Genomic DNA, 15,201 nt, shown 5'->3' with positions numbered 1-15,201 from the left:
GGAGCCGAGAACTGACGTGGGTCGTCTGTGGAGACGAGAAGTCTGGCGCCTGGCCGTGCTGGTGGGTCTCGGCGCCTTGCTGGGCTGGCCCTTCTCGCTGTCCAGCGTAGGCATCGGCCTTGGCCTGGCGCTTGGGCTCAGCTATCACCTGCGCAACCTGCACGCGATGCACGACTGGCTGACCCACCGCCCCCAGCAGGAACCTCCCACCGCCAGTGGCCTGTGGGGCGAGCTGTTCGATCGCCTCTATCGCTATCAAAAGGGCCAGCGGATCACTCAGCGCCGCCTGCGCTCGACCCTGCAGCGTATCCAGGAGTCGTCCGAGGCGATGCGCGACAGCGTGGTGATGCTCGATCGCCACGGCGACCTGGAGTGGTGGAACAGCTCCGCCGAGCGCATGCTCGGCCTGAAGCCGGCACTGGACCGCGGCCAGCACATCACCAACCTGCTGCGCGACCCGCGCTTCGTCGGCTACTTCAATGCCCGTGACTACCGCGAACCGCTGAGCCTGCCCTCCCCCATCGACGAGAACATGATCCTGCAGTTCCAGATCACCCTGTACGGTGACGATGAACGCCTGGTCATGGCCCGCGATATCACCCGTCTGCATCGCCTGGAACAGATGCGCCGCGACTTCGTCGCCAACGTCTCCCACGAGCTGCGCACGCCGTTGACCGTGCTCACCGGCTACCTGGAGACCTACAGCGACATGGCCGGCATGCTGCCGGAGCGCCTGGGCAAGGGGGTCGCCCAGATGCAGAGCCAGACGCGCCGCATGCAGAATCTGGTCAACGACCTGCTGCTGCTGTCACGACTCGAGAACGACCAGGGCGGCAGCGACCATGTTCGCCTCGACCCCACCACCCTGCTGCAGGCGGTCAAGCGCGACGCCGAGGCATTGTCAGGCGGCCGCCAGCAGATCGAGGTGGTCGTCGAAGAATCGCGCAGTCTCACCGGCAGCGAGAAGGAGATGCACAGCGCAGTCTCCAACCTGGCCTTCAATGCGGTGCGCTACGCCGGTGACGGCGCCCATATCACGCTACGCTGGCGTGCCTACGGCGAAGGCGCCTGCCTCGAGGTGGAAGACGACGGCGAAGGCATCGATCCGAGGCACCTGCCACGCCTTACCGAACGTTTCTACCGGGTCGACAAGGGCCGCAGCACCGCCACCGGTGGTACCGGCCTGGGACTGGCCATCGTCAAGCATGTGCTGCTGCGCCACGAGGCACGCCTGGATATCGACTCCCGGCTCGGCGAGGGCGCAACCTTCCGCTGCATCTTTCCCTCGAGCCGGCTGGCAGCGGCCGACCCTGTGGCGCTCGGCCGCGCCGGCGCTGTGCACTAGGGCTTGTCTGAAAAGTGCCTGCGCTCGGTAATACGGCGTTAAAAATCGGCTGGTGCGCCAGCCCGGTCAAAATGCTCAATTACACCCCGTAAACTGCGCTTTCTCACCGATTTTTGCCTTGTCTAACCTTCGCTCGTCGACTTTTCGGACAGCGCCTAGGCCCCGCCAGAACGAACAGAGCGGGCTCCCATCAGCTCCTGGGCCCCAGCAGGATGACTGCGGCACCGGCCAGACACAGCGCGCCCCCGATCAGGTCCCAGCGATCCGGCAGGCGCTGCTCGACCCACCACAGCCAGCCCAGTGACGCCACGATATAGACGCCCCCGTAGGCGGCAAAGGCACGCCCGGCATAGTCGGCATCGGTCTGACTAAGCAGCCAGGCGAAGGCCACCAGACTCATCACCGCGGGCAGCAGCCACCAGGCCGAGGCATCATCCCGCCACCAGCGCCACACCGCGAAGCAGCCGGCGATCTCGGCCAGCGCAGCCGCCGTATAGAGCAAAAGACTAGGCAACAGCGCCGTCATGGTGACTCCCTGCTTTCCCCTTTTGAGGCCGTACGGCCATCGACAGCGCCGATAGCGGTGCTCAAAGTGCTGCTCAACGCCGTACGGCCATCGACAGCGCCGATAACGGTGCTCAAAGCGCTGCTCAACCCCGTACGTCCAAAGAAAGTGCTGCTCAACGCCGTAGCACCGGCAACTGCCGATAGTGCTGATCCCACATCAGCACCGCGCCGGCCACGGCCCCGGGGATCAGAAACAGGTTGGCCAGCGGGATCCAGGTGATCAAGGTCACCAGACCACCGAAGCTGAGACTCGGCCACCAGCGCGCCGACAGGCGCTTGCGCATGTCGGCGAAGCTGACCTTGTTGTTGTCCATCGGGTAGTCGAGGTAGGTGATCGCCATGACCCAGGCGCTGAAGGCCGCCCACAACAGCGGCGCGATCAGGTTGACCACCGGAATCCAGCTCAGGATAAACAGCCCGATCATGCGCGGCAGAATATAGGCCAGCTTCAACAGCTCCCTGCCCAGGGCGTCGAGACCGGTCTTGAGCCAGCCACGATCATCGATGGGCTCGCGGCCGGTCAGCTCGACCTCGGCCCGGGCCGCCAGGAAGCCGTAGAAGGGGGCGGCGATCAGGTGGGTAACCAGGGTAAAGCTGAAGAACACGATCAGCACGAGGCTGACCACAAACAACGGCCAGATCAGCCAGTCGAGCCATTCCAGCCAGCTCGGCACCATGGCCATCCAGCTATCGAGCCAGCCACCGAACTCACCGAGCACGTAGCTGAGCATGCCGGCGTAGACCAGCAGGTTGACCAGAATGGGAAGAAACACATAACGACGCAGGCCCTGGCTATAGACCAGGCGGGTTCCGCGGCGGACCGCCTCGAGGGCATTCAGCATGACATCGATCCTTGGCAGTGGCTGAAGATGACAGTGCCCCAACGACATCGGGCCATCGTCTCGACGATGGCCCGATGCTCAGAGTGCAGGCAACGACCCTGACGGGGCCGGCCTATTGACGCCGCTCAGGGCGTCGAGGTCAAGACGTGCTGCTGTCGTCGAGCAGTTCCTGGTTGAGGTCGTCAGGGTCGATGTGACGGATATCCAGGCCCTTGACCAGATAGATGACGTACTCGGCCAGGTTGTTGGCGTGATCGCCGACACGCTCCAGCGCGCGCAGGATCCACATGATGCCCAGTACCGGAGAGATCGAACGCGCATCCTCCATCATGAAGGTCATCAGCGAGCGCATGGCGCTCTGGTACTCGCTGTCGACCCGCTCGTCTTCCTGCACCACCTGCATCGCCAGTTCGGTGTCGAAACGCGCGAAGGAGGTCAGGGCGTCACGCATCATGTGACGCACGTGCTCGCTGATATTGCGCACCTCGACGAAGCCGCGGGTGCCGTTGTTGCCGTCGACCAGTTCGATGGCGTTGCGCGCGATCTTGCTGGCCTCATCACCGATACGCTCGAGATCCGACGCCGCGCGAATCACCGCCAGCACCAGTCGCAGGTCAGAGGCCGCCGGCTGACGGCGTGCCAGCACGCGGGTGCACTCGTCGTCGATCTTGACCTGCATGTCATTGACCGCGCGGTCGTTGTCGACCACACGAGAGGCCAGTGCAGAGTCGGCGTCGAGCAACGAACTGACGGCATCCTGCACCTGCTTTTCCACCAGGCCACCCATGGCCATCAGGTGGGTCTTGAGTTCCTCGAGCTCATGATTGAACTGCCTCGAGATGTGCTGGCTGTGGGTATCGCTGGTGATATCCATGAAGGTCTCCTGAAGAAGCATGGGACGGGACGCTAGCCCACCATGCGTCCAGTGATGTAGTTTTCGGTGCGCCTCAGGCGCGGATGCGTGAACAGGGTGTCGGTCGGGCCGTACTCCACCAGCTCACCGTTGTGCAAAAACGCCGTATAGTCCGACACCCGCGCCGCCTGCTGCATGTTGTGGGTCACCAGCACCAGGGTCAGATGCGGCTTGAGTGTGCGAATCAGCTCCTCGATCTTCAGCGTCGAGATCGGATCCAGGGCCGAGGCCGGCTCGTCGAGCAACAGCACCTCGGGTTCCACCGCCAGGGTCCGGGCGATGACCAGACGCTGCTGCTGGCCTCCCGAGAGCGACCAGGCCGACGCCCGTAGACGCCCCTTGACCTCGTCCCACAGCGCCGCCGACTTCAGTGCCCATTCGACCACATCGTCGATGCGGCGCTTGCTCAAGCCTCCCTGCAGACGCAGGCCAAAGGCGACGTTGTCGTAGATAGACATGGGGAAGGGGTTCGGTGCCTGAAACACCATGCCCACCCGACGCCTGAGCTCGGCCACCGCCACCCTGGGGTCATGGATATCGTGGCCGTCCAGATGAATCTGGCCGTGACGACTGACGTCCTCATTAAGGTCGTGCAGACGATTCAAGGCGCGCAACAGCGTCGACTTGCCGCAGCCCGACGGCCCGATAAAGGCCGTGACCCGATGGCGTGGAATGCGCAGGGTCAGATCCTTGAGCGCCGTCTTGCCGCCATAGGCCAGGGTCAAACCCTGGATATCCAGGCAGGTATCGGCCGCGGAAAACTCCATGACCGCCCCGCGTCGATTTCCCAGTCTTGCCTGGGCCAGCTGACGCTTGGGCAGCTCGCCATCGATGGACATTGCCTCTCCCTGCATCATCGGCGCACCGGGGCACCATGACGCTTACGCAAATAGTGACGCATGAATATTGCAGTCAGGTTAAGCACCAGAATCACCGTGACCAGCAGTAGCGCTGTGGCATACACCAGCGGCATCGCCGCCTGGACATCGCTGGAGTGAAAGGCCGCGTCATAGATGTGATACCCCAGGTGCATGAACTTCCTTTCAAGGTGGAGGAAGGGGAACTCCCCGTCCAGCGGCACCTGCGGCGCCAGCTTGGCGACCCCGACCAGCATCAGCGGCGCCACCTCACCGGCGGCCCGGGCCACCGCCAGGATCAGGCCTGTCAGCATCGCCGGCGTGGCCATCGGCAGCACCACCCGTGTCAAGGTCTCGAAGCGCGTGGCCCCAAGCGCTAGGGCGCCTTCACGCTGGTGCAGCGGGATCCGCGAAAGACCTTCTTCGGTGGCCACGATCACCACCGGCAAGGTCAACAGCGCCAGGGTCAGCGAGGCCCACAGCAGCCCGCCGGTGCCGAAGGTCGGCGAGGGCAGCGTCGATTCGAAGAACCAGCGATCGATGCTGCCGCCGATGCCATAGACGAAGACCCCCAGGCCGAACACGCCGTAGACGATGGACGGCACCCCGGCCAGATTGCGCACGCCGATCCGGACCAGTCGGGTCAATCGACCCTGGTGGGCGACCTCATTGAGATAGACCGCCGCCAGCACCCCAAAGGGCGTGACCAGAATCGACATCAACAGCACCATCAGGATGGTGCCGAAGATCGCCGGCCAGACGCCACCAGCGGTATTGGCGTCGCGTGGCCCCTGGGACAGAAACTGCCACAGCTCCCGCACCCAGTGGCCGAGTTTTTCATGCCAGGCCATGGCGTTAGGGCGCCAGGCCTCGAGTATCTCGGCAAGGGCTTGTTCCTGACGGCGCCCCTGACCATTCTCGAGCACCACCAGGTCGCCCTGCATGCGCTGCTGAAGCTCACTGGCCCGGCGCTGCAGGTCGGCCAGACGCCGATCCTCCGAGCGGTGGCCATCCTGGTCTTCCATGCTGCGGATCAGCGGTAATATCTCGTCGTGGGTCAGACGCCGACGTTCGTCGCGCAGGGCATTGATCTCCTTCAGCCGGGACTCGAGCACCGTCCAGGCATCCGGACCGGTCAAGCGCTGATCACCCGACTGCAAGGCCACCAGACGCCCGAAGAAGGTGCCCCAGTGGCGCCGCTCCAGCACCACCAGATCCTCCGGCGTGGTGTCTTCGGTGATCTGGTCATTGGCGAGCCACCGCCAGATGCCACCGCCGTCATCACGATTGGCGGTCAGATAGCGCCGCTCCAGCCCCTGCCTGGAAGGTAGTTCGCGGGTCTCCAGGGGAACCCCTATCACCGTCTCACCGCCCTTCAGGGTCAACTGGTGGACCGTCGCTGGCCAGAAATTGGACAGGCCCTTGACGCTCAACAGCACCAGCAAGGCCCCCAGCATGATCAGCGACAGCGCCACCGAGGCCGCTGCCAACCAGGCCAAGGGGCCCTCTCGGGTGCGCCGCTTGCCGGGCATGCCCACCGCGGTGTGGCCGGGAATCTTCATGCGTCCCCCTTACGCCGGGTAAAACGACGCTTCAGGCGGGCACGCACCACCTCGGCCAGGGTGTTGACCAGAAAGGTGAAGGCAAACAGGGCCAGCGCCGCCAGCAGCAGCAGCCGATAGTGGCTGCCCCCGGGTGCCGCTTCCGGCAGTTCGATGGCGATGCTCGAGGCCAGCGACCTCAAGCCATCCAGCGGGCTCGCCGTCATCAGCGCGCTGTTGCCACTGGCCATCAGCACGATCATGGTCTCGCCCACGGCGCGCCCGGCGCCGATCATGATCGCCGAAAAGACACCGGGCAGCGCCACCGGCAGCATCACCCGGGTGAGCGTCTGCCAGCGGGTCGCACCCATGGCCTGGGCGCCTTCGGCCAACTCCCGAGGCACATCACTCAGCGCATCCTCGGCAAGCGCGTAGATGCCGGGAATCACGGCAAAACCCATGGCCAGCCCGACGATCAAGGCGTTGCGTGCCTGCACGTCGAGTCCCCAGGACTCCTCGACCCACAGGCGCAGGTCGCCATCGAACCACCAACCTTCCCACATCGGCGCCACGCTCATCGCCAGCCACACCAGCAGCAACAGGCAGGGGATCAACCACAGGGCCGCCCAGCGTAACGTCAGGGCAGCCTTCAGCCGATCGGGCAACCACCGGTAGCCCAACGCCAGCAGCACCACCGCCGCGGGCAGCACCACCACAATCGACAGCGACTGCGCCAGGTGACGTTCGACCCAGGGCCCCAGCGCCAGACCGGCAATAAACCCCAGCACCACGCTGGGCATCGCCTCCATCAGCTCCAGCGTCGGCTTGAGCCGTGCGCGCAGGCCGGGAGACATGTACAGGCTGGAGTGCGCCGCAGCACCCAGGGCCAGGGGAATCGCCACCACCAACGCCCAGGCGGCCGCTTCCAAGGTGCCCCACAACAGCGGGGCCAGGCTCGCCTGGGGCACCGCGGCGTCATCCAGCCGATGGGGCAGCCAGCGATATTCGGGCTCGCCGCTCACGTCTGGCGATGACCACAGCGCCTCCAGCGGAAAGCTTGCGCCATCCGGCCAGAACAGCGGCAGCACCTCGACCAGCAGAAATACCGCAATGGCGACCACCGCCAACAGCACGCCAACCCCTCCGGCCGTGATCAGCATGGTCGCCAGGCGGTCACGTCGCTGTCTCGTCTGGTGCAGTGAGGTTATCGGAGAAGGGTCAGACATTGATCTTGGGCCATCGGTATATAGCGAAAGATTACGACAACTTCATGACACCCAGATGACAACCCGACCGGGGCCTGGCATCTCTCAAGGCCCGTCCCGTGGTAGTTCAGCCAGCCCCAGGGCATGTCGCTGAGCGGCCAGCACAGACGGCGGCAGCGCCACGAAACCCAGCTCCTTGACCACCCGCTGGCCCGAGGGTGACAGCACCATGTCGAGAAAGGCCCGTTCGACGTCGGGAAGCTCGCCCTCGGGGGGGCGATTGACGTAGATCAACAGGTCCCGTGACAACGGATAGCCGCCGCTTCGCAGCGATTGTCGGCGCGGAAGAATCCCGTCTTCGGCGTTGCCGATCGCTACCGCCTTGACGTCCGCATTCAAGTGATTCAGGCCGGCGTAACCGATGCCTGCGGGATCGTCACCCACGGCGGCCACCACGGCGGCAGAGCCAGCCGACACCATGACCGATACCTTGAATTCGCCGTCACACAGGGCGCGGCGACGAAACAATCCATGGGTGCCGGAGACCGCGTTGCGGCCATACAGGTGAATGGTGCCCCCCGGGCGCTCGAGCCCCAGCTGCTGCCAGCGCTCGATGCTCTCGCTGGCACCGCACGCGAGGGTGTCGGAAAAGATCGCATCGAGCTCTGCTCGAGACAGTCGAGACAAGGGGTTGTGGCGATTGACCACCACCACCAGGGCATCCTTGCCGACCACCACCGGCGTTGGCGCGTAGCCATGGCGCTCGATGAAGGCCGCGGACTCGTCCTCCTGCATGGGTCTGGACATGGGGCCCAGCAGGGTGGTGCCGGCGATCAGGGCAGGCGGTGCACTGGCCGAACCAGCCACCTGAAGCTGCAGCCTGACCCCCGGTCGCTGTTCTTCGAACTGCTCGCCCCATCGCAGCATCAACTCCGCCATGGTATCCGAGCCTATCGCATCGAGAGAGCCGGCCACGTCATGGGCGGCAACCTTCGCCGACACCAGCATGGAGGAAAGCACCAGGCCCGAGACCAGCCTCGACGCCACTCCCGGCGCCACTCTCGACACCGCTGCCGGCGCTTCGCTCGACACCGCTATCGACAGCGTTCTCGGCCCCCGGCTGGGAGCCAACAGCGTGCGCTTGAGCGCACCTATGCAACGCGACAACCTAGACATGCGCTCCCCTGGGCGTTTCATGACACCAACGGTAGAGAAAGACTGACCCGGGTGGGTACCATGACGACACAACAACATCCACGACCAGGCGCCGCCCACCATGATGACAGAACTCGATGACGTTCCCGTGCCAAAGGGACAGCTGACGCTCCAGCTGGCCGCGACACGACAGCATACCAATGCCCACGGCGATATCCCGGCAGGTTGGCTGGTGGGCCTGATGGATCAGGCCGCGGAATGGACCGCCAGCCGCGAGGCGATGGGACGTACCGCCACCGTCGCCATCGAAGGCATGGACTTTCTGTGCCCGGTGCGTGTCGGCTCGCTGGTCTGCGTCTACACCGAGGTGCGCGATATCGGCCACAGTTCCATCAAGATCGACGTGGAGGTCTGGATCCGGTCCCTCCAGGACGCCGAAGACGCCGACCTGCACAAGGTCACCGAGGCGCGCCATGTGATGGTGGCACTGGATGACAACGGTCGCATACGCGGCGTCCGATCCGACGCCTGAGCGAGGCCTTCGAGAGAGACCAGTGAAAGAGAGGCGCGCCCGTGGCGCGCCTGGTTTTCCGTCGCTAGCCTTCATCACCTCGCCAGGCCCGTCACCGCCGGGTCTGCGCCACCACTTTTGAGCCTCGTCTGGCGTCAGGACTCGCCTTGGCCAAGTACGCTATCGCGGGCCTTCAGGTAGGCGAATTCACCGACGTCAGAGAACTTGCGTACCTGGCTCTGGAAATTGCGATAGGACTCGTAGATCCGCGCCGACGCCTCGTCGTTGTCGACTTGCTTCTGCAGTACCTGCTGCGAGGAGTCATGCAGGGCCGCCAGTACTTCCTCCGGAAACGAGCGCAGCTTGACGCCATGCTCGTTGACCAGAGCGTCCAAGGCCTCGGCGTTGCGGAAGGCAAATTCGCTGATCATGGCCAGGTTGGAGGCCTTGGCGGCTTCGTTGACCACCGCCTTGAGGTCATCGGGCAGCGCATTCCAGGCATCCAGGTTGACCGTGCCCTCCAGCACCGCGCTGGGTTCATTCCAGGCCGAGGTGTAGTAGTAGTCCGCCACCTGATGCAGACCAAAGGCCAGATCATTGTAGGGCCCCACCCAGTCGGCGGCATCGAGCACGCCGGTCTGCAGGGAAGTGAAGATCTCGCTACCCGGAATGGTCAGGGTGGTCACGCCGATCCCGGCCATCGCCTCGCCGGCGAGCCCTGGCAGACGCAGCTTGAGGCCCTGCATATCCTCGAGCGAGTTGATTTCCTTCTTGAACCAGCCAGCCATCTGGGTGCCGGTGTTACCCACCGCGAAAGGCTTGAGGTTGTGGTCGGCGTAGAGCTCGTCCCACAGCTCCTGGCCGCCGCCGTAGTACAGCCAGGCGTTGGTCTCGGTGGTGGTCATGCCGAATGGCACGGCGGTAAAGAACTGAGAAGCCGCGACCTTGCCCCGCCAGTAGTAGGAAGCGGAGTGGCCCATCTCGGCGGTTCCCTGGGACACTGCGTCAAAGACCTCCATCGGCGGTACCATCTCGCCGGCACCATGGACCCTGACCTTCATGCGTCCGCCGGACATCCGCTCGATACGCGCTGCCAGATCGTTGGCTCCGGTGCCGAGGGCCGGAAAGTTCTTGGGCCAGGACGTCACCATGTTCCAGGTGATGGTTTCCTGTGCGCTGGCGGTATTGACGAAGGGGGCGGCGGCCACGCCGGCGGCGCCGAGGCCGGCTGTCCTGAGGAAGGAACGACGTTCCATGGGGCGAGCTCCTGAAGCTTGTAGTGTCGACGCCGGGAGCGCAGGGAGCCGCGCTGAAGCGCCGTTCCCCGCGCTCGGCGTGGTGTCCGCCAAGCAGTATGCGGCAAAGCGAAATTCGCCTGCAAGCCACCACCACGCTGGTCGGCCCGGCGATGGCCGGGCCGGTTTCCTGCGTCTTGCTCAAGTCACCTCAGGTCGCCTGCTCGCCCACCGGTCGAGCGCTTCCGATCAGGCGGTAGACAAGCGCACCCAGCACACCACCGATCAGCGGCGCCACCCAGAATAACCACAGCTGCGCCAGCGCCCAGTCACCCACGAACACCGCCACCGCCGTGCTGCGCGCCGGATTGACCGAGGTGTTGGTCACCGGGATGCTGATCAGATGGATCAGTGTCAGACACAGGCCTATCGCGATCGGTGCCAGCGTGGCGGCCGACCGCGAATCGGTGGCACCGAGGATCACCACCAGAAACATCGCCGTCATCACCACCTCGGTGATCAGCGCCGCGGTCAAGCTGTAACCGCCGGGAGAATGCTCACCGAAGCCGTTGGCGGCAAAGCCGCCGGACAGGTAGAAACCGGCCTGGCCGGAGGCCACCAGGTAGAGCACCCCTGCCGCCGCCACGCCGCCGGCCACCTGCGCGATCACGTAGCCTGGCAGCTGAGACACGGGAAAGCGTCCCGCAGCGCAGAGCCCCAGTGACACCGCGGGGTTCAGGTGACAGCCAGAAATGTGGCCGATGGCGAAGGCCATGGTCAGCACGGTAAGGCCGAAGGCCAGGGAGACCCCGAGCAGGCCGATACCGACGTCGGGAAAGGCCGCCGCCAGCACCGCACTCCCGCATCCTCCCAATACCAGCCAGAAGGTCCCGAAAAACTCCGCTCCCAACTTGTTCATGCCTGCTTCTCCTTCTTCAGTGCGAGCGCCAGCTCTCGCAACCTTGCCCGGCCCATGCCATTCGTCGCAGACGAGAGGGAGCCGGGGCGAGTTTGCCTGTCACAGCGGCGCGACGCTGTCCTGGATTCGTCGGCCGACGACCTTGAGCAAGCAATGAATGGTGAAAGCAGAGTTAAATAACTTCGCGTTGGAAAAACAATTACCTCGAATGGCGGAGTCCGGCATCGAAAAAAACATCACCTTGGTACAATCTTTTTTTTATAAAACATCCATCTGGGGGAAAGAAACACCCCTATGCTGTCCATTTAAATAGCTTTACCGCTCTCCGCAATAAACCAAAATTATCCATTAAAATCAACAGCATAACCACAAACTAAAAGTACTCATCACCACTTCGCCCACCCTTCATTCAACTTCATCAACCTTGTGGATTTATCAAAAGAGCGATGCATCGCCATCTCGGCAAGCCAGCTATGGTTTGTCTTATATGCTTCTGAGTATTTCACAAGAGTTACGGCAAGCTACTTCTCCTGAATGGCAATAGTTCTGCCAAGGATGCCTGCCACGACCTTTCCGATGAATAATCAAGGGACCTCACGCCGTTCGAAGCGACTCGACACGGCATGACTGAGGCATCCATCTGTTGATCAGGCCAGAGGACTGCGATCAGCCCTCCTCCAACGTTGCCTGAGGGGCACCGGCGAACGCCGGTGCCTCGCCGACAGGGCGAAAACCCCGCTACAGCGCCTCCAGCTTGGCGAAGCCCAGCACCAGCCACTTGTCGCCGTGGCCTTCGAAGCTGACCTGGACACGGGCCCGCTCGCCCTCTCCTTCGGCGTTGAGGATGACCCCCTCCCCGAATACCGGATGGCGTACCCGCTGGCCCAGCGACAAGGCAGGTAGATCGCCGCTCGCCTCCACGGTCGTCTGGGCGAAGCGCGACGGCGTTGGCCGGGCGCTGACCGGACGTGACACCTGGCCACGCAGACGCACCTCCTCGAGCAGCGACTCCGGCAACTCACGCAGAAAGCGCGACGGGCGCTGAAAGGTCTCCTTGCCGTGCATGCGACGGATCTCGGCGTGGGTGAGGTAGAGCTTCTGCATGGCGCGCGTGACCCCGACGTAGCAGAGCCTGCGCTCCTCCTCCAGGCGCCCGGGTTCTTCCAGCGACATGCGGTGGGGAAACAGGCCTTCCTCGACCCCGGCCACGAACACGATGGGAAATTCGAGTCCCTTGGCCGAGTGCAGCGTCATCAACTGGACGCTGTCCTCGAATTCGTCGGCCTCGTGCTCGCCGGCGTTGAGGGCCGCTTCGGCCAGAAAGGCTTCCAGCGCGGCCATGCCCTCCCCGGCTTCGATGTTGTCCAGCGTCTCGCCCTGGGTGAAGGCACGGGCGGCGTTGATCAGCTCTTCCAGGTTCTCGACCCGGGCCTGCCCCTTTTCCCCCTTCTCGCTCAGATGATGGTCGATCAGTCCACTGCGCTGATTCACGTGGGCGATGATCTCGTGAAGCGCCATCCCCGAGGTGTCGTTGTCGAGGCCTTCGATCAAATTGGCAAAGGCACCCACGGCGTTGGCCGCACGCCCCTTGAGCGAGCCGTCGGTCAGGGTGTCGTGGATCGCCTGCCACAGCGACACTTCGGTACGACGGGCGCGATCGCGCAGTCCCTCCACCGTGCGGGTACCGATACCGCGGGCAGGGACATTGATCACCCGCTCCAGCGAGGCATCGTCGTCGCGGTTGAGCAGCAGCCGCAGGTAGGCCAGGGCGTTCTTGATCTCGAGGCGCTCGTAGAAGCGCTGGCCCCCGTAGATGCGGTAGGGCATACCCTGGCGGATCAGGGTCTCCTCGATGACGCGGGACTGGGCGTTGGAGCGATAGAGGATGGCCACCTCCTGGCGCTTGAACCCCTCGTCGACCTTTTCCTTGATGGTGTCGACGATGAAGCGCGCCTCCTCCATGTCGTTGAAACCGGCGTAGACCGAAATCGGTTCGCCACGACTGCCGGCGGTCCACAGCTCCTTGCCCATGCGATCCGAGTTCTGCTTGATCAGGGCGTTGGCGGCGTCGAGGATGGCGCTGGTGGAGCGATAGTTCTGCTCCAGGCGCACCGTTTTGGTGTCGGTGAATTCCTGCTCGAAGCGACGAATGTTCTCCACCCGTGCCCCGCGCCAGCCGTAGATCGACTGGTCGTCATCGCCGACTACCGTCATCGGCGTGCGCTGTCCGGTCAACAGCTTCAGCCAGGCATACTGCAGGGTGTTGGTATCCTGAAACTCGTCGACCAGTACGTGGGCGAAGCGCTCCTGATAGTGGGCCAGCAGAGCAGGATTGTCGCGCAACAGCTCGAGGCTCCTGAGCAGCAGCTCGCCAAAGTCGACCAGGCCGCCACGTTCGCAAGTCAGCTGGTAGACGTCATACAGCGCCACCATCTGCTCCACGTAGGCGTCACCGTTGATCCGGACCTGGTGAGGACGCAATCCCTCCTCTTTGCAGCCGCTGATAAACGACTGCACCTGACGGGGCGGAAAACGCTCGTCATCGATCTTGTTGTCCTTCAACAGGCGCTTGATCAGACGTAGCTGATCATCGGAGTCGATGATCTGGAAGTGCTGGGGAAGGCGAGCGTCCTGCCAATGGGTACGCAGCAGGCGGTGGGCGATGGAGTGAAAGGTACCCACCCAGACGTGGCGCAGCGAGATCCCCAGCAACGCCTCCAGGCGAGTGCGCATCTCCCTGGCGGCCTTGTTGGTGAAGGTCACCGCCAGCACCGCGTAGGGCGAGAGACCTTCTGCCTGCATCAGCCAGGCGATGCGATGGACCAGCACGCGGGTCTTGCCGGAACCGGCGCCGGCGAGCACCAGCATATTGCCCTGGGGAGCGCAGACCGCCTCATGCTGCGCCGCATTGAGGCCGTCGATGATCGCCGTGACGTCGTCCATGGAGAAGGCACCGCTCGAGATCGAAAATGGGCGCCCAGTCTATCACAGCGATGCTGGATAAATGGACAGGCAGGGCGCCCTCGGTCAGGAAGGATCGGACTCCGGATAGCGCAGCGGGTTGAGGCTGCGCTTTACCGCCTTGAGCTGCTCGGCGAGCTTGGGGCCCCGGGTCTTCGCCACTCCCACCGCCAGCACGTCGACCAGTACCAGATGGGCGATACGGGAACTCATGGGCGTGTAGATCTCGGTGTCTTCGGGCACATCGATGTACAGCGGCAGGTCGACCTCGTCCGCCAGGGGGGAGCCGCTGGGACAGAGACCGACCACGGTGGCGCCCGCCTCCCGTGCCAGCTTGACGCTGGCCACCAGTGCCCGGGTGCGGCCGGTCTGCGAGATCGCCACCACCACGTCGCCTTCCTTGAGGGTCACCGCCGACATGTTCTGCATGTGCGGATCGGCGTAGGCGGCGGTGGAAATCTGCAGCCTGAAAAACTTGTGCTGAGCGTCGAAGGCCACCGCACCGGAGGCTCCGTAGCCGTAGAACTCGACGCGATTGGCCATGGCCAGGGCGTTGATCGTCTTGTTCAACGCCTCGTTGTCGAGCCGGTCCCTGATCGACAGCAGGGTTCCCACCGTGGAATCGAAGATGCTGTGGGAAAACTCGGCCACGGAGTCGCTGTCATTCATCGAGAACTGCGCGAACTGGCTGCCCGACGCCAGCATCTGCGCCAACTTCAACTTGAAGTCCTGAAAGCCGTTGCAGCCCAGGGCCCGGCAGAAGCGTACCACCGTGGGCTCGCTGACCTTGGCCTCGGTGGCCAGATCGACGATACGCATGTGGATAACTTCGTCGGGGTTGCGCAATACGAAGCGTGCGACCTTCTGCTCCGACCGACGGAAGTGCTCCATGCGACGTCGCATTTCATCAAACAGCGCGCGACTCACCCTCTACTCCTTTGACTGGCTGGGAGGACCCGGAGCTGGCAGGGCGCAATGCCCGTCGCTATCGATCCGGCCTGGTTCCAGTATGCCCCATGACGGCGTCAAATGCGCCCTGTGCTGCGTCATGCATTGAGCCCCCAGGCCGCCCCTGCGCAACCGGATGGATTTTTTTCTAGCGTTGGCAGAACGTTGCAGGATTGACGTCCACACCGTCATCTTTTTGTCA

14 protein-coding genes are annotated in these 15,201 nt (G+C 63.9%); 3 read left to right on the top strand and 11 right to left on the bottom strand.

Features of this window, described 5'->3' with window-relative positions:
• Nucleotides 1–16: 16 nt before the first annotated feature.
• The gene (gene phoR, locus NH448_RS01310; RefSeq protein WP_045991648.1) at nt 17–1,345 is read left to right on the top strand and encodes a phosphate regulon sensor histidine kinase PhoR; all 1,329 of its coding nucleotides are present in this window, start codon (nt 17–19) and stop codon (nt 1,343–1,345) included.
• A 190-nt stretch (nt 1,346–1,535) separates the two neighbouring features.
• Here the strand turns inward: phoR and NH448_RS01305 are convergent, their stop codons facing one another.
• The 7 genes from NH448_RS01305 to NH448_RS01275 form a co-directional block, all read right to left on the bottom strand.
• Nucleotides 1,536–1,871 (bottom strand): YnfA family protein, encoded by a 336-nt coding sequence (locus tag NH448_RS01305; protein ID WP_204248991.1) that lies wholly within the window; start codon nt 1,869–1,871, stop codon nt 1,536–1,538.
• A 154-nt stretch (nt 1,872–2,025) separates the two neighbouring features.
• Entirely contained in the window at nt 2,026–2,754 is a 729-nt protein-coding gene (gene cysZ, locus NH448_RS01300; RefSeq protein ID WP_045994488.1) for a sulfate transporter CysZ, read from the bottom strand.
• A 139-nt stretch (nt 2,755–2,893) separates the two neighbouring features.
• Entirely contained in the window at nt 2,894–3,628 is a 735-nt protein-coding gene (gene phoU / locus NH448_RS01295; RefSeq protein WP_045994487.1) for a phosphate signaling complex protein PhoU, read from the bottom strand.
• 32 nt (nt 3,629–3,660) lie between these two features.
• On the bottom strand, nt 3,661–4,434 hold the full coding sequence (gene pstB / locus NH448_RS01290; RefSeq protein ID WP_045994491.1) for a phosphate ABC transporter ATP-binding protein PstB: 774 nt from the start codon (nt 4,432–4,434) through the stop codon (nt 3,661–3,663).
• Between the two features lie 86 nt (nt 4,435–4,520).
• Nucleotides 4,521–6,086 (bottom strand): phosphate ABC transporter permease PstA, encoded by a 1,566-nt coding sequence (gene pstA / locus NH448_RS01285; protein WP_239452604.1) that lies wholly within the window; start codon nt 6,084–6,086, stop codon nt 4,521–4,523.
• Nucleotides 6,083–7,225 (bottom strand): ABC transporter permease subunit, encoded by a 1,143-nt coding sequence (locus NH448_RS01280; RefSeq protein ID WP_231498563.1) that lies wholly within the window; start codon nt 7,223–7,225, stop codon nt 6,083–6,085. Before NH448_RS01280 ends, pstA begins: the two co-directional genes overlap by 4 nt.
• A 150-nt stretch (nt 7,226–7,375) precedes the next feature.
• Complete coding sequence (locus NH448_RS01275) at nt 7,376–8,278, bottom strand: phosphate ABC transporter substrate-binding protein (protein WP_083970603.1); 903 nt, start codon at nt 8,276–8,278, stop codon at nt 7,376–7,378.
• Between NH448_RS01275 and NH448_RS01270 the strand changes: the two genes are divergently transcribed.
• Nucleotides 8,277–8,492: a hypothetical protein gene (locus NH448_RS01270; RefSeq protein WP_253028355.1), complete on the top strand. Its 216-nt coding sequence runs from the start codon at nt 8,277–8,279 to the stop codon at nt 8,490–8,492. The two genes, NH448_RS01275 and NH448_RS01270, sit on opposite strands and share 2 nt — an antisense overlap.
• A 57-nt stretch (nt 8,493–8,549) precedes the next feature.
• Complete coding sequence (locus tag NH448_RS01265) at nt 8,550–8,957, top strand: hotdog domain-containing protein (RefSeq protein ID WP_083970605.1); 408 nt, start codon at nt 8,550–8,552, stop codon at nt 8,955–8,957.
• A gap of 134 nt (nt 8,958–9,091) precedes the next feature.
• Here the strand turns inward: NH448_RS01265 and NH448_RS01260 are convergent, their stop codons facing one another.
• The 4 genes from NH448_RS01260 to hexR form a co-directional block, all read right to left on the bottom strand.
• Complete coding sequence (locus tag NH448_RS01260) at nt 9,092–10,192, bottom strand: TRAP transporter substrate-binding protein (protein ID WP_045994484.1); 1,101 nt, start codon at nt 10,190–10,192, stop codon at nt 9,092–9,094.
• Between the two features lie 190 nt (nt 10,193–10,382).
• Nucleotides 10,383–11,090, bottom strand: a complete 708-nt coding sequence (aqpZ, locus tag NH448_RS01255) for an aquaporin Z (RefSeq protein WP_045994483.1) — start codon at nt 11,088–11,090, stop codon at nt 10,383–10,385.
• A 738-nt stretch (nt 11,091–11,828) separates the two neighbouring features.
• The gene (gene uvrD, locus NH448_RS01250; protein ID WP_045994482.1) at nt 11,829–14,033 is read right to left on the bottom strand and encodes a DNA helicase II; all 2,205 of its coding nucleotides are present in this window, start codon (nt 14,031–14,033) and stop codon (nt 11,829–11,831) included.
• A gap of 84 nt (nt 14,034–14,117) precedes the next feature.
• Nucleotides 14,118–14,978, bottom strand: coding sequence for a transcriptional regulator HexR (hexR, locus tag NH448_RS01245; protein ID WP_045994481.1), 861 nt, complete (start codon nt 14,976–14,978; stop codon nt 14,118–14,120).
• Between the last annotated feature and the right edge of the window lie 223 nt (nt 14,979–15,201).

It is taken from the genome of Halomonas sp. OfavH-34-E (genome assembly GCF_024124525.1).
In the GTDB taxonomy this organism is placed as follows: Bacteria; Pseudomonadota; Gammaproteobacteria; order Pseudomonadales; family Halomonadaceae; genus Halomonas; species Halomonas litopenaei.
This window is presented reverse-complemented; position numbering and strand designations above follow the sequence as displayed.